Annotated in this window: 10 protein-coding genes; 4 read left to right on the forward strand and 6 right to left on the reverse strand. The window is 31.7% G+C overall.

Going from position 1 to position 16071, the window contains the following annotated elements:
• Window positions 1–306 precede the first annotated feature (306 nt).
• The gene (locus RINTHH_RS03005; RefSeq protein WP_008232715.1) at window positions 307–570 is read left to right on the forward strand and encodes an Asr1405/Asl0597 family protein; all 264 of its coding nucleotides are present in this window, start codon (window positions 307–309) and stop codon (window positions 568–570) included.
• A 761-nt stretch (window positions 571–1331) separates the two neighbouring features.
• Here the strand turns inward: RINTHH_RS03005 and RINTHH_RS03015 are convergent.
• On the reverse strand, window positions 1332–1721 hold the full coding sequence (locus RINTHH_RS03015; protein ID WP_044304455.1) for a Rid family detoxifying hydrolase: 390 nt from the start codon (window positions 1719–1721) through the stop codon (window positions 1332–1334).
• Window positions 1722–2369: 648 nt separating this feature from the next.
• Between RINTHH_RS03015 and malQ the strand changes: the two genes are divergently transcribed.
• Together malQ and RINTHH_RS03025 are read left to right on the forward strand one after the other, a co-directional pair.
• The gene (malQ, locus tag RINTHH_RS03020) at window positions 2370–3872 is read left to right on the forward strand and encodes a 4-alpha-glucanotransferase (RefSeq protein WP_008232719.1); all 1503 of its coding nucleotides are present in this window, start codon (window positions 2370–2372) and stop codon (window positions 3870–3872) included.
• Window positions 3873–6163: 2291 nt separating this feature from the next.
• Window positions 6164–6352 carry a hypothetical protein gene (locus RINTHH_RS03025; protein WP_008230690.1) on the forward strand — a complete coding sequence of 63 codons (189 nt, stop codon included), beginning with the start codon at window positions 6164–6166 and terminating at the stop codon, window positions 6350–6352.
• A 1969-nt stretch (window positions 6353–8321) separates the two neighbouring features.
• On the opposite strand, the gene RINTHH_RS03030 is transcribed toward RINTHH_RS03025, so the two are convergent.
• The 4 genes from RINTHH_RS03030 to RINTHH_RS03045 form a co-directional block, all read right to left on the reverse strand.
• Window positions 8322–8789 (reverse strand): DUF4168 domain-containing protein, encoded by a 468-nt coding sequence (locus RINTHH_RS03030; protein WP_196794873.1) that lies wholly within the window; start codon window positions 8787–8789, stop codon window positions 8322–8324.
• Between the two features lie 110 nt (window positions 8790–8899).
• Complete coding sequence (holA, locus tag RINTHH_RS03035; RefSeq protein WP_008232721.1) at window positions 8900–9892, reverse strand: DNA polymerase III subunit delta; 993 nt, start codon at window positions 9890–9892, stop codon at window positions 8900–8902.
• Window positions 9893–10959: 1067 nt separating this feature from the next.
• A complete protein-coding gene (locus RINTHH_RS03040; RefSeq protein ID WP_008232723.1) occupies window positions 10960–12336 on the reverse strand; it encodes an aminopeptidase P family protein in 1377 nt (458 codons plus the stop codon).
• 707 nt (window positions 12337–13043) lie between these two features.
• Window positions 13044–14297 (reverse strand): tRNA nucleotidyltransferase/poly(A) polymerase family protein, encoded by a 1254-nt coding sequence (locus RINTHH_RS03045; protein WP_008232724.1) that lies wholly within the window; start codon window positions 14295–14297, stop codon window positions 13044–13046.
• Between the two features lie 85 nt (window positions 14298–14382).
• Here RINTHH_RS03045 and RINTHH_RS03050 point away from each other — a divergent pair, with 85 nt between their 5' ends.
• The gene (locus RINTHH_RS03050; RefSeq protein ID WP_044304456.1) at window positions 14383–14631 is read left to right on the forward strand and encodes a Ycf34 family protein; all 249 of its coding nucleotides are present in this window, start codon (window positions 14383–14385) and stop codon (window positions 14629–14631) included.
• A 215-nt stretch (window positions 14632–14846) separates the two neighbouring features.
• Here RINTHH_RS03050 and RINTHH_RS03055 read toward each other — a convergent pair whose 3' ends face one another.
• Window positions 14847–15359, reverse strand: a complete 513-nt coding sequence (locus tag RINTHH_RS03055; RefSeq protein WP_231291149.1) for a GNAT family N-acetyltransferase — start codon at window positions 15357–15359, stop codon at window positions 14847–14849.
• Window positions 15360–16071 lie beyond the last annotated feature (712 nt).

A 16071-nucleotide genomic window follows, 5' to 3' on the forward strand; every position in this document is an offset into this window, starting at 1 on the left:
ATGCCTTTAATGTGTAACTTTAATATCATAGGTAAACTGAACTGACAAGAACAATACTTTTCTTAAGTGTTGGTTTTACGACAAAAATGAAAACTTTTAATCATTATAAAACCTAACTTTGATAGATAACATCATGTCTTAACCTCCTTATAGTACTAATGAGTAATTTATATTACAAGCAAGTATCTCAGTAGTCATTTCTGATTCATATCTAGCAAATATCTTAATATCCACTTCCCAGCTTTGTTGAGAAAATTTTTCATTTGTTTTATAATAGAAATTATTTAAAAGTAAAAGCTAAAAAAAATGTCCTTATTGCAAATAAATATTGTTCTAGAAGAGGCTGTAATACAGCAGGTAATTGAAGTCAATGGGTTGGAACGTTGGTCAGTCTATCGGCGTTTACAGGAGATAGAAATTCCATGTTCCTGTTCAATCAATCAACCACTCACAGCAATTATTAATTCTCCTATAGCCTTAGTACAACTATGGAGTGTGCTCAGATGCTGTACTTCTTCTCGTCAGGAAATGATTCTATTTCTGCAGAAATGCTGGTACTATAATTTTTAAGAATTAATATTAATAAGAACATATGACTAGATTAATTAATAGCTGTGAAGATACACAAACATAATTTATTCCCTATGCAATAAGGGCATTTAGTAGGTTTTATTACTAAGGATAGATATAAATTAAATGGTTTGCAGATATCTACTTTAGAGGAAAAGTTGATATTAGTTTGTACAAGAACTTGCAGGTGAAGTTTAACTGGTTTTTAACACAAGGAACTCTATTGCAAGTTTATGGAGTAAAAAAGATTGATTTAAAAACAGGAGAGTATAAGTTTAAAGCCCAGAGAGTGATGACTGTAAAGAATACCAATAATTTGTGGGCAAACTCCTTAGTAACTTCTAATTTATTGTCTTCCTTCTCCTACAAATAGGAATGAAATAAACTTAAACAAGCTAAATCAACTACACTAGTCTGTAAAAAGTCTTGTTTTATTAAGAAAAGAGATAAAAAACTTTGTCAAGCTTTATAAATAGCAATAAGCGATTGTGATTTAGTAAATTATATAAAAATAAAAAAGACTAGCTATCTGAAGACTTATAATTCTGGTTCCAATTTTGTGAAGCCAGATAAAACCCATTATGAATTCATTCAAGCAGACTAATTAGCATAATGGCTTGATCAATACTTTACTCATTATAAAGAGCAATAACTTATAAGAACTTGAAACTATTCTCACTATTACTATGTCTAGGGCTCTCTGGGGTGAAACCCCAGAGAGCCCTAGACATAGTAATTTCGACTCATCAATTCACTGGAAACTAAATTTCGGCGATACAATCAATCTCTATTAATGCATCTTTAGGTAAACGAGATGCTTGTATGCAAACTCTTGCTGGAGATGCAGCTCCGTCAAAGTATGTTTTGTAAACACTATTTACATTAGCAAAATCATTTATATCTGCTAAGAAAATAGTGGTTTTAACCACTTGGGTAAAGCTAGACCCTGCAGTTATTAATATTGCCTCCAAATTTGCCATTACTTGCTGAGTTTGTTTGATCACATCTCCTTCACCTATTATCGTTCCTGTAAGAGGATCAAGGGCGATTTGCCCAGAAACAAAAATTATTGGACCAGCAGTTATAATTGCCTGACTATAAGGTCCTACCGGTTCAGGTGCATTATTTGTATGAATAACTTTTTTCCCCATCTTTCCCTTCTTATAAAATAAATACCATAATGGTTATTAATAGTTACTTTGCCAGTAATGATATAAGATCAAATTATGAGTTTATATCTTTTTTTTACTAGATACTTCCTAATAGCCCTTTAAAAGGATCATATATGTTAGTCTGCACTGGAAAAAAAATATCTTAATTAAAGATACCCGAAGAAACCTTGATTTAAATTTATTTCACAAACAGACTAATTTTTCTTAGTTTACGACCATGCAGCTATTCTTAAATATGATTTGTGATTGGTAAGGTTGCTGGAAAGACTGAACCTAAGAGTAATAGTAACTTATTCAATTAATTGTACTGATATTAATCATCAATTAGTTTGATGACTATGACATATGGTGTAATAGTGATTTATATGATTAATTAAGATTTTTTATAATCCATACTTACAAATGTTTTAGATTAATTTATTGGTACAAAACATTTTTAGAAGGAAATACTTTTACTTCTACAATAAGAATCTTGAATTAAATCACCAAACATATAGATTTAGATTCAGTGGGGTAATCTGAAATCCCGGATATTATCATTTAATTTAGAGTACTAGAAGAATTAATATTCCATTACTATTACATGCTAAATTCGATGGGGAATTATTCGAGGTTGTCAAGTTAACTATGTCTTCCGTTAGGGCCAGTGGAATTTTATTACATCCTACTAGTTTTCCCAGTCCCTTTGGAATTGGGGATTTAGGAATAAATGCTTATCAGTTCATAGATTTTCTTAAGGAAAGCTGCCAACAGTATTGGCAAATACTGCCATTAGGGCCAACTGGTTTTGGGAATTCTCCTTATATGTGCTATTCAGCAATTGCAGGTAATCCCTTATTAATTAGTCCAGAAAAGCTGAAACATAAAGGCTTTTTGGTAGATACAGACTTCATCGACTTACCAGAATTTAGTGAAGATAGGGTCGATTATGAATTAGTTATCAAGACTAAAATACCCTTATTACAGAAAGCTTGCACAAATTTTAAAAATAATGCTAACCCTGAACAACAACAAGCATTTACTGAGTTCTGTCAGAGTAAGGCTTATTGGTTAGATGACTATGCCTTATTTATGGCACTAAAGGAACGTGAAAAAAGTGCTAGTTGGCACTATTGGAAACCAGAGTTATCAAAACGAAAACAACAAGTAATCGAAGCAGCTAAGTTACACTTAGTCAGTGAACTTTTTTACCACAAGTTTCTTCAATATGAGTTCTTCCATCAATGGTCAGAATTAAAACAATATGCTAATGAAGCAGGAATTCATATTATTGGTGATATGCCTATTTATGTAGCTCATGATAGTGCTGATGTATGGGCAAATCCCGATATATTTTGCCTAGATGAGGAAACTGGAGAGGCTAAACTTATGGCGGGGGTACCACCTGATTATTTTAGTATAACTGGCCAGTTTTGGGGAAATCCAGTTTATAATTGGGAAGAACTGGAAAAACAAGATTTTCAATGGTGGATACAACGTTTTGAGTCAACACTAGACTATGTGGATATCATTCGAATCGATCACTTCCGAGGCTTTCAAGCTTATTGGGCTATACCGAAAGGAGAAGAAACAGCCATCAATGGTAAGTGGATTCAAGCACCAGGGGAGAGACTATTTTCAACTATCAGAAATAAGATAGGTAAGCTACCTGTCTTGGCAGAAGACTTAGGTTTTATTACACCAGAGGTCGTAGAATTACGTAACCACTTCGATTTTCCGGGCATGAAGGTTTTACACTTTGCTTTTGGGTCTAACCCTGATAATCCATTTTTACCATTTAATTTGCCTCGAAACTGTATCATGTATACTGGAACACATGACAATGATACTACTATTGGCTGGTTTGAGCAAATTTCTGATTACGAGCTATATAATCTGTTAACGTATATAGGCTGCATTAGCCCTGATGGAGTTCATTGGGATTTAATTCGTTTGGCGTTAACCTCCGTTGCCGATCAAACTATTATTCCTTTACAGGATATTTTTGGCCTTGGTTCCCAAGCACGAATGAATTTTCCTGGTAAAACTGAAGGTAATTGGGAATGGCGTTACCAACAACAGATACTAATTCCAGAAATCAGTGAGAAATTAAGGAATTTAACCAAATTATGTGGACGTGCCCAACAATGAATTTGGTTAATCTTTTGGTAAGTATAAATAGTAAGTGTAATTTTTCAATTAGGTGATAACTATCATATTATAGTTATTGATTTTTGGGAACTGTTTTGCTGCTTTGTAAGAAGACACCTTATACTAGTCTATTCTTTTTGCAAATAAACGAAATATCTTCCCGGGGTTCTGTAATTCAACAGTAATATTATCAAAGAAAGCAAACTCTTCCCAGATAATTACTATAGGGGAATTAAGCTAATTGATCACTTGACCTTATAAAATCAGTCCTTGTTGTTAATTATTAACAAGCATTGATTGGAGTTTTAGCAATTAACTCATATATTTAGGATGCTTGTGATAAATTTATCACCTCCTCACTATCACAAGTACCTAATCAAATACCCAAATCTGAAAACTGTTAATAATTATTTTACTTGTACTTACTCCTGTAGAGTTACTATCAGATTTAGCAAAAATATAATTAATTTATATGAAATTGTCAGTAGACCAAAGCTTTAATTATTAAAAGATGACAAGTGACTAGTAGGAAAACGAAGAAAGCCGAGAAGTATATTAAGATATCTGGGAAAAAAGAAATTACTTGTTTGAATTAAAGAAACAAAGCTCTTATAGTAAATAACATATTAGGTCTCTTAACTTTAGAATATTGTACTTAGCTTATGTTAGTTGATACTGGGAATTTCTACACTGACTAAATATAATTAAAACGTCAAAGACCTTAATTTATTAGGCTTAAGGGTATAAAACTTATTAGAAAATTATTGTTATCTTAGTTAGTATACCTGAATATCAAAGTAGATTAATTTGCGATAAAAGCCAATAGTTAATTAGAATTATATAAATAAGATACTAGTAACAAAAATGAATAAAAAAATATTCAAATAAGTCTTATATATAATATAAATTAGTAATTGTATACATACCTATCTTTTTATCTTATTAAAGGAGCTTAAAACATTTTTATTTTTTTTAAAGGTAATAGGGTTAATTTCAGGTTTATAAAAAGTAGCTATTTTAAGCTTTGATTGTCTCTATGAATTTATGATTGAATATACAATTTGATTTAATGTTTGTAATGGACATTATATTTAGGTAGAAAATAACTCTTATTTAAAATTAAGTTACACATTTATAAAAAATAAGCAACCTTTAATAAAGTATGAGAAAAATACAGCTAACTTTTAGTCTTATTTCATATAGAGTGTATTGTTCCAATAAAAATAAGATTTATAAGTTATAGAAAAAGGAATAAAGTCTGACTTGTAGTCAGACTTTATTCTCTTAAAAAACAATTATTTGATGTTATTCGTATTAGTACTAAACAAGTAGAAACAGGTAACTTATTTTACTGGCAGATAAATATGTACTCTTTTCAATACCCAAGCATCACTTCCTCAAGAATAATCTACAAGGATTATAAAAAATATAATCTAGTAACAATCAGTTACTGTTGGCTATAATTAAAATACTCTAGTTTTAAAATTAGTAACAGAATATATTTAGGTGTTATCTTTAAAGTTAATTCGTGAAATAACAACTAGTTAACAAGTACCAATAGAAACAATGAATCCAAATAAATTAAAAAGCTATTCCCACACTTATAACTATTTTTAGGATATATATACTCTATTCTTCATGTTTACAATTAGAATTCCACAAATGAAAGTGAATCTGATGTTATTACTTTACTATTAGTTAACATTGATAGAAATATAACTAATAAACGTTTAATAAAAGTCTATTATATTAGACTTAAACTTATTTATTAATCTAGTCTAGTTTAATGAATAAGGAATAATGTAAGCATGAATCTCAAAATAAGAGAATCTAAAAATATACCTGTTGCATATTATAATGTTGTTTTTTTTGATTAGGATGACTAAATTTTTTCTTTTATAAGTTAGAGTCTCCCTACTCATCGTACTTCTGAAAAAGCTTCAATTATGGAAAGTAGACCAAATTTTTTCCTGAAAAATATATTTGATACATATTCAAAGATTTATTTATCAATAATTATCTTTTAATTATCAGATTTATGCATAATACTATGTATATGGGATTAAATTTATATGCTAAAAATACAGTTTAACCTGAGAAAATTTTTCTCAGGTTAAACTGTATTTAAGCTCAAATAACCTTGAACATTAGCTTTTTTCCCATTTTATAAACAGCATGCGGGGTTATACCACTCATGGGTTTTACACTATGGCGCTTTCCCCATTCATTACATAAAATCTCATAGAGAAAAAAAGCCTTAATAGGCACTTATAATATATGGGGTTATCATCATGGGTGTAGATGGAGAAAAAATACTTTTGCAATATCTTAAAGATCGTGGCGGATATGCTAGTCTGAGTGAGTTTAGGCAAAAAAGTGCATTACAATTATTGGTGGAAAAAGGATTAGTTAGAGTAGTACGTCAATATCGTAATCGTGATCAACCTAATGCTTGGTTTGTAGAGCTGGTTTATCCTTAAAAGATTTGTCCAAGCAAAATATAATCTTGACCTTGTTATAACTTTGATAATCAAAAGCACATAATGGTGATCGCATAACATGACTTGGAAAGTCTATAATTCCAGTATGGGTTTAATGGAGAAAAGCAAACAGATGAAGGTATTATCTGAACTAACTTACCGCTGCTGTAAAATTATATGAAGTCAATTAGTAGCAAGTTATTATAATGGGTTACATGTTAGAGTCCCAATTAGTCCATAATATTTTGCAGTATAGTTCAAAAAAGCTCTCTTTTTGTGTTATTAACAGCAAAGGAAATATTTTTATTGGGGCTCATATCTGCTTCAATTATCCTCTAACTCTACAAGTCTTTTCAAGCACTTAATTTGTATTGTAGTCAACTTGATTTTCCCGAATTACTTTTGCATCTAAGTTCAATATCTAAGATACTCAGGAGACAATTTAGTTTCATTGGAAGCCATTACCTCATAACAGAAATAGTAAATCTTGCAATTATCACTTATATTTACAAGTAATAACATAAATCTGCGGATGTGCGGACCTATGATGATTGTTATTCTACCAATTGTATTACCACCATAAACAGTTACTATTCCTAGACATAATTCTATTGACCTATGGCCTCACTTTTTTTTAAATAGTACTGTAATTAGTTGCAATGAAAGAGAACAACAGAGGTTATTATTATATCAAATCAACTGGATACAATCAATACCTGTATTCGCCATAAACATAAAAGACGAATACTAGGGAATACCATTGTATAATTCTATACAATAGAATAGCTATTTGTTTGTATGGCCTTAATTTTTTCATTTTCTCTAATCTTATAACTGCTGGTATTACAAACTCATTTTCTGCTAAATATATAACTATATGGGGATCAATCATGACTCAATGTAAAAATTAGTGATTCTATTTATTTATGGAGTACACTTTATAACTGGATCAAATAAAATTTCAATAATTCAGCAGCAATCACTATAGATTAATCATTAAAATTCCATACCTTACTTGTCTGGCAAAAAGCTGTGTCTGCTGCAGAGTAGATTTATAGATGATTGAATCAACTCTCGTTTAACTTATTATATTTACTCTTATGCTGTTAGCATAACTGACTACTCATTATATTTTTATGGGGAGATAATAATATTGAAATGCTATTTTCTAACTATGATGAATATTTAATCTATTCTAATGAATATATCCTATAAAGATTACATCATAGACTTCCACTAATCTTTTCATACTTAGAAACAAGATTCCCTCACTTTAGCCGAAAAGCAACAGTTACTTGCAGATATTTTTTTTCAAAAATTACCAAGATAGTCGGATTTTGACTATTCCCAATATCAACAGCGTTTGATATAAACTTGAATTCTCTCAATGGGTATTTAGGATATCAAAATGCCCATCAGTTTTTATATAATTTCCAGATTATAATACAAAGTGTATTCCAAATTACTTTATGATTCATATATTATATATCCAGTAACAAGTTTTTTTTAAAGCATACATCAGGATAATATTGCTACATTTAATTCAGAGCTGAAAATCATGATGATGAATTTTAGGAATTATTTATCCTGAACTTGCAGCTTCGCTTAAAAAAACATTGGGCTGGATTATAACTTATTTATTACCTCTATATATAGTAAAAATATGATATTAAATAAGCAGTTAAAATCCATTATTTTTCTGAACTTATCAGGATGGCTTGTTATTTTTAATACAACCACTCTATTGTAATCATTTATTAGTTATCTCGTTATTTTAACTTCATTATGGCCACACATCTTAGTGATTAATTATAAAAATTTGGAATTGTGATAATAAAGAAGCCAACATGCTTATACTGACAAGAATCTGCGAAAGATAAAAGCAACTATGAATGTATCCAAGTTATTCAGGCTTAGCATGAGCTTGTAAGTTTTCTATTGGCATTGAAAATTCAGACAGACATATACGCTAATCATATTGTTTTTCTATTAAAAGTTTATAAATACTATTCTGTAATTCTTCATTGCTATTAATGATATCAGTAATTTGATTAAAACGTTCAATCGTCATTTCATTTTCTATTACCATACTTTGATAGCTTTGGCAAAAATTTACAACAACCACTCTGACTTTGTTTGGTAGTTGATTAATACTATTCTTGTCATTGCAAGCTATGATAGGAAGACTTCCCCTGCTGTTAGAAATCATTATTTTGATCTTCTTAAGAGAATCCTGCCGTATTGGTTCCATTGTCAATAAAGTCTCAGCATAGTTTTTCAGTTCCCTGGTACTTGGTAATTTTTGAGCTATTGCATGGGTAGAAAAAATTAATTGACTATAAATTATACTGATAATAGGAAAAAGGGTGAAAAATAAATATTTATTTTTCACCCTTTGAGGGCTAGAGATTAAAGAAAAATCTTTCATTATTATCATTATTGATATGAGAAATAACTGTACATTATAACTAGTTAGCATCTTTAAATTCTTGTATAGAATCTAATTTCTAAAATTTTTTGTACTTATGCAGAAAAAATCATTTGTTATCAATTTCTATAGTATAACTGACATAGTTCAATTACTTTTGCTTTGATGCTAGATGACTGGTTAGCTCCTTGTTTGAGACTAATTTCCAGGTCTAAAAGTAACGGCAAGGTAGATATTAGTTGTTGTACAGAAATTTGTTGAACTTCTTTCTGCAAAAAATAAATGCGTTTGTGATTAGCAATATCTACTGCCTCAGCAATCAGCTTTAGGTCTCTTTCTCCACTCTCCATAATAATTTTTACCCATGTCCAAGTGCGGAACTGCCCAATTAAGGTCGCAACTATTTTTAAGGCAGGTTCTGATGCATCTATCAGTTCAGTTACTAAGGTTAAGGATTTAGCTGTATCACCATCCCTGATAGCTGTTGCTAGCTGAAGGCTATTTTGTGTATTACTACAAACAAGACGAGTTAGTATATCTACATTTAATGGTTGTTCGTCATTACCAGCATAAAGTCGTAATTTTTCCAACTCACTGTGTAATAAACGCGTATTATTTCCTACAGATTCTGCTAAGAATTGAGCACTTTTTGATGTTAAATTCACCCCAATTTTTTTTGCAGTTACTAGTACAGTATGTACTAGTGTATCTGTCTTCCAGGGAGATATTAGTGGGAAATCTTGGAATTTTGTGGCAAACTTTTGTAGTATTTTGGTTGATTTCAGATATGGATCCGGCCTATAATGACTTGTCATTAGCAAGTATGTATTCGTAGGGATAAAATTTAGGGTATTTTTTAATTCCTCTAACACATTTTTCGAACATTCTTTATAAAGAGCAGTAGTATTTTGAAGCCATACCAGACGTTTTCCTCCTCCAAAAGGCGGAGTCATCGATTGATTTAAGGCCTCAACAACAGTGTCAGCATTTTTTTGGGGGAAAATATGATAGTTGAAACTGGCCCATGCCGGATCTAAAATCCATTCTCGCAATTCCTTTACAGCTTCTCCCATAGCAAATTCATCTTTACCCCAGTAAATGTAGATTGGCATATCTATAGAAAATATTATTAAAAGGGGGAATTACAAAGGTTAAAGCTTGGATTAACCTGTTGATTACTAAAACTTTTTGGCATTTAAGTACTAATAAATACAGGAATAACCTACACTTATTTAAGGTAGTAACTATTGCTATTGAAAATTGCTTAGTTATTTGATCGTGATTTTTTGCTAAGGCATAATTATGACTAGAATTATTAAACATAAGGACTTAGAGGTTAATAAGATTGGACGATAATTATTATATTACTTACTTAAATAGGGTGGAGAGAATAACTTTACCAGAAGCAGATAAGTCTAAAAACCAAAATATTCAGGAATCTATCTAACTAAGTTATAAACTATACTAGATAGTAAAAAAGAAGTTATCCTATTCAATGACCATACCATTATTACTCCACCTTGTGAAGAAGACAAATATAAACCAGTTTTTATGACAGATTAAAAGATTATCAGAAGCAAGTATTAGAGCTATCATATATGATGATTTCATCATACCTATACCTACACAAAGTTTTAACCTGACCCTGGCGAATTTAATTTGGGGAAATAACTTCCTTTATTTATGTCAGCAAGTACCTAACTATGATGTAGATTTGCAGACTTGCTGTAAGAAAATTTTCTTACAATACCAACAATTATTTACCCTTGAAAATCTTATCTGTTGGGAGTTATTAGGACTTATGTTGATTCAACAACAAGCAGTAGGTGTTTGCCTTACTCCTTAAGATGAAAACAGTTACAAACAGGTTGTCAATTTGCAGCGAAATACTTACCAAAATAAACCTACTGAATAGGAAGAAGAATCCTTGGTTTATCTATTATTAGAATTAAATCAAAAATAGATTGATGATTCTCCAAAAATTCTGGTTAAACGTGCAGAATTATGAAAGTTTGATAATATGAATCGATATTATTACCACCTAAAATGAGCAAGTTTAGATGTTTAAAACACTTAAACAATGGATTATGAAGTTGAGAGGTAAGAGGCATTCTCATATGTGTCCAATGTTCTACCTTTTATGATATATGAAAATAGTCAAGCCTTACAAGTAAACTTTCTAACTAATAATGATTTCTTCTATAGTAGAAGTATCTGTTGGTAGGTCTGCACTTAAAACTTTGCTGCCAACATTAGTAACTAAGACTTCATCTTCTATACGTATACTACGTACATCAGCAAATAGCTCTAGCTTCTCCCAATTAATTAGATATTTATATTTAGACCTAGCAGGATTTAGGATTGCCGGCACCTGATAGAATCCAGGTTCAATTGTTATCAACATATTTGATTGCAAAGAACGATTTAGACGCAAATAACTCAATCCAAAAAGATCGCTTCTGTTTCTTCCCTCTTTGTATCCAGCTAAATCCCCTAAATCTTCCATATCATGTACATCTAAACCTAACAAATGACCAATGCCATGAGGAAAAAATACCGAATGTACATTTCTTTCAACTAAATTTGCCGGATCTCCCTGTAAAATTCCCACACTAACCAGCCCCTCTGTCAGGGTAAGACATGCAAGCATATGAATATCCCTATACTCTACCCCAGGGCGAATTTTGGCAATACAAGCATCGTGGGCAGCCAATACCACATCGTATATATCTTTCTGAGTAGATGAAAACTTTCCACTCACAGGAAAAGTTCGAGTAATATCTCCAGCCCATCCCATTTCTGTTTCTGCACCTACATCTGCCAAAAGTAAATCCCCAGAATGCAAGGGGTTATGATACTTGTTATTGTGTAAAACCTCGCCATGAACAGTAACAATACTATTGTAGGCAGTAGTCATATTATTAGCAATAATAATGCTTTCCATGGCAGCCCTTACCTCTGCCTCTGTACTAGCAGATTTTACAGTTTGCATTCCCGCAAGGTGGGCTTTTACACTTATATCAGCAGCTTTGACCAATTCTCTGATGGCCTCATCATCATGGATAAGGCGCAAGGTAACAATAGCTCTAGCAAGTTCTAAATCAATTCCTTGGGGTGGACTTAGCGGTAGTATCCACCTACCCAATAATTGTGACTGCTGAGTCCATGTAGCTGGATCTTGAACTGCAATTGTTGCTGCACCAAAAAGATGTGTTTCTAATTCTGTAAGAGGAAAAGCTGCATCTGCACCTATAAAATCGGCTATTTCTTCCCGTTGGTATGTTTCTCCACACCAGAGACTAACATCAGATGTTATATTGTCGATATACAGCTCCAGCTTTTCCTCTTCCAACCGAATGACTGCATTTTTAAGCGGAATACCAGCAAAGTAAAGAAAATGACTGCTGGCCCGAAAAGGAAAATGATTGGCAGCAAAATTTCGTGGAGTTGTATTTCCTGCCCAAATAACTACAGGAAAGTCAATCAACTTAGCTAATTTTTGCCGACGGCAATGAAGAATATTACTTAGGGAATTAGGGGAATCATAGATTGGCATAGTAAACTGATGATTTAGATATAGATATGATTATTAACAATGTTAAAATTAATTCTCTGTAGTCTCTATTCTCAATTTTGTCAAACTTAGATAATTGACAATAACAAATATACCTCTTTAGTCGGGTTTGAATTCACTTGGCTACTAATTGCACGAAATTAATATATAGATTTCTAATTTATCAGGGTTGTATAATTGGCAATTCTCCACATTTGCCCTGATCTCTATTAATTTAGGTAATTTTTCTAAACAATTATTATATTGGGAATATTTGATACCAATTCATATTTTCTTCAGAAAATAAAATAACATTAACGCTAATACATATTTAGACTTGTTCGGAAAAAGCAGGATTTTACTTATTATCAGATAATCGTGCTTTCCTATAAGTATTATCTTAAACTTCCAGAAAATTAGGTTTTCTATAATTTGGTGTCAGCAAATATTAAATTAATGTCAAAATTATAAATTCAAGTGAGATAAATTGTAATTATTAGACAATACAACCTAAGCCAGGTGCATTTTATACCATGTACCTGGCTTACTGGATTCTTGTTTTTTATTCTTCGAGCCGTTTTTTTTGCATTTTGGCTTTTGTTTGGTAAAGGATAAGGAATTGACTTTCTGGAAAAATCTATAACATATCTACACTTTTCATTCTATGCCTCACTTAGTTAAACCATAGATTAGAACTTGTACTCTATGGTTTAATTCGCTTCTTCTCTCAATTGTTTCGCTAGTGCAACCGCTTCATATTTAGTGGATACTCTGCCTTCAGCCTGGGCTACAGCAATTTCTACAAGTATTTTACCAATTATTGGAGATGCTGGAATTCCCAGTGATTCCATGATTTCTTTTCCATTCACTAAATTATTAGGATGAGCTACCAAATCATTATCATTTAAGTAGTGGGTAATTAGGGGCTCAATTGACTCTATGGGATAATCATTACCTAGAGCAAATAATACAACAGCAGGGAAAACTTTCCCTGCTGCGCGAAAGAAGAAATATTTTTCCCGTAACGACATTTGCCTAACTTTTAAATGTGGTAATAATCTTAAACTAATGATTACAGCCTTAATTTCTGCACGACTATAGGTCATCATGTTTAATTCAGTTTCTGCTATTTCTGGTTGTGGATGTACAAGACAGGCTAACTTTGCTATACCACACCAAGTGATTTTTACAGTGTCTAGGATATATTCTTGAAGTTGCTTTCCTAAAAATTGGTAGGCTTGTTCTAATTTTCTTGCGGCTACATCTATTTTAGATAGCTTGGAAAAACTTTCCTTGGTAGCATGAGAGAAATAAAGTGCTAGTAAGCCATCTTCCCAAGCATTTTCTAACCAATGAGTACCACCAATCTGAATATTCAAGAGGTAACACAATTCAACTCTTACTCTTTCAACCGCTGTCTGACTAATTTTTGGTGCCAGATTGCGAATCGCTATTCGAGTATCGGTTTCAATAACGAAATCTAATTGGGAAGCTTGACGATAGGCTCGTAATAAACGTAAGGGGTCATTAGCCAAGTTACGATATGATATCATCCTCATCAAGCGACTTGTTAAATCCATTGAGCCCTGAAGGGGATCAATAATTTCTCGTGTATGGGGATTATAAGCAATTGCATTCACTGTGAAGTCTCTGCGGTGCAAATCAGCTTCAATGCTATCTCCTTCCTGTTGTGCAAAATCCACAGTTGCATTGGGAAATATAACCCTAGCAATTTTCCTTTCTGAATCAAGTACTACAAAACCAGCTTGATGGTATTTAGCAATATGCTGTGCTACCTTTATTGCATCCTTAGGCAATACAAAATCGAGATCTAAATATTCTCTACTGTTACTTAGAATTGCATCTCTTACTGCCCCACCAACTATATAAACTTGTTGCGGTAGTAATTTCATATCAAAGGGAAATTTCTCCGGAGAAAGACTAGAAATAGCCGAATCTTGCATACACAATAAAAAAAGTTAATAAGTAGTGTAGAAAACTCTTACTTAAGCTAGATTATAAATAAATCTTACTAATACAATCCTAACTATGTGTATTTGCGTTAACTGTAAACATGTAGATAATTGCACAATTTACCATGTAGTTGAAATGCAACATCAACAGCCTCATATAACTAATAATCCTGATTTTAAGCCAAATGAGCCCTCTATAAATGTAAATATTTCCTCAACTGGTAATTTTGTTGAAGTAGAATGGGATGTATTTGATTGTTTAAGTTTTAAAGAGGAAAAGGGTAGATGGTCTACTTTACATCCAGGTAAACTAGTGCCAACTTAAAACACAATTTTTGGACAAATCTACAATCAACTCCCCTATTCAAATTTAGATTAATTCAACATTCCTGGAAGCTTACTAAACTATAAGTATTATATCTGCTTAACAATAAATATGTGGTGGTATAAGACTACCAACTTACGAAAGTAATGGTTTGTGGTTTTTTTGTAGTCTTTTTTCTATTAACTGAGTTATTTTTGTTTAAGCTAAATATACGTTCATAGCTGTTTATATAGTAAAATTTGGCGCGAACGCCAAAATGTAAATTTGTTCCAATGTGAATCCATCGTATAAATCCGATATCCTAATTTAAAATAAAGCTGTTGTGCCTGTTGATTATCTTCTAGCACGTGCAAGTATAATTCTTTAAAACCCCAACTTATAGCTATCTGTTCGCAAGAATTTAATAATTGAGATGCTACCCCTTGGCGACGATATTTGCGGTTAACTGCTAAGTTAGACAGATAAGGGAAATTTTTACCTGTTTTCTTAAAAGAATCACTAAAACGCAAAGTCATCTCCACTGTTCCAATCAAATGGTTAATTCTTTGCGGAGAATTTACTGCTACCAAGCAAATATAGTGGGGATTGCGTAATGCTAACCGTTGTCTTAAATCCTCATAAATACTTAAGTGTAATAAGGGGAAAATCCACCCCCATATTCCATGGCGAGAGTGGAAACTATCAGCAATTATTTTAGAGATGCTATGCAAATCAGAAGAGATTGCCACTCTTACTTCAAATATGGGTGAAGTTTGAGTGCAATTGGCAAAGAGTGTTTTTGGGTAAAATAAATGAAAAAACCAGGGAGTCAATGTAAATTTATTTATAATTGAATTCAAGGAATAATCTTATTAAGTATCCATACCCTAAAATAGCTCTACCATAATATATGGTGAAAACCTTAGCACGGGTTTTCACCTAACTAGGCAGTAATAATCTGATTATAAAGAGAACACATGAAAGTCTTGGTATTTTAGGGTATGAGGATTAAAACTATTATTGAATTGTTTAGGAATAATCTGAATGTAAGTGTATTTTGGGTGCATATTTTTAATTGCAGGTCAAAACCAAAAACTTTTTCATTAACATTTATCTAAAAACCATAACTGCTAGGTTACTTCTAATAAAGTCTTGAGTATCGTGGTATGGTTATACTCCACATAAGGGGTAGACTTGCATGATTCTTTTGGATATTTCAATCGTTCTGTAACGAATATATAGCTCAATATCATGATATTGTAATGTTTCATTTGAAATAATATGTAACTAATTGGCTATACTAAACATTCTCAATAAAACCTGAAAAACGCTAAACTAAATATGATAATCAGAATTATAATGAATATTTAATAAAATTCTATTTGCATATCACTAGTAAATCAAATCTTTATACAACTCATCGTAGAACATTTAAAACTTATAATAATAAAAAATTGATAG

The organism is Richelia intracellularis HH01 (genome assembly GCF_000350105.1).
Classification (GTDB): domain Bacteria; phylum Cyanobacteriota; class Cyanobacteriia; order Cyanobacteriales; family Nostocaceae; genus Richelia; species Richelia intracellularis.

Bases quoted from the DNA above. Each gene is read 5' to 3' on its own strand.
- RINTHH_RS03005 (WP_008232715.1), top strand. From the start codon at position 307: ATGTCCTTATTGCAAATAAATATTGTTCTAGAAGAGGCTGTAATACAG.
- RINTHH_RS03015 (WP_044304455.1), bottom strand. From the start codon at position 1,721: ATGGGGAAAAAAGTTATTCATACAAATAATGCACCTGAACCGGTAGGA.
- malQ (WP_008232719.1), top strand. From the start codon at position 2,370: ATGTCTTCCGTTAGGGCCAGTGGAATTTTATTACATCCTACTAGTTTT.
- RINTHH_RS03025 (WP_008230690.1), top strand. From the start codon at position 6,164: ATGGGTGTAGATGGAGAAAAAATACTTTTGCAATATCTTAAAGATCGT.
- RINTHH_RS03030 (WP_196794873.1), bottom strand. From the start codon at position 8,789: ATGATAATAATGAAAGATTTTTCTTTAATCTCTAGCCCTCAAAGGGTG.
- holA (WP_008232721.1), bottom strand. From the start codon at position 9,892: ATGCCAATCTACATTTACTGGGGTAAAGATGAATTTGCTATGGGAGAA.
- RINTHH_RS03040 (WP_008232723.1), bottom strand. From the start codon at position 12,336: ATGCCAATCTATGATTCCCCTAATTCCCTAAGTAATATTCTTCATTGC.
- RINTHH_RS03045 (WP_008232724.1), bottom strand. From the start codon at position 14,297: ATGCAAGATTCGGCTATTTCTAGTCTTTCTCCGGAGAAATTTCCCTTT.
- RINTHH_RS03050 (WP_044304456.1), top strand. From the start codon at position 14,383: ATGTGTATTTGCGTTAACTGTAAACATGTAGATAATTGCACAATTTAC.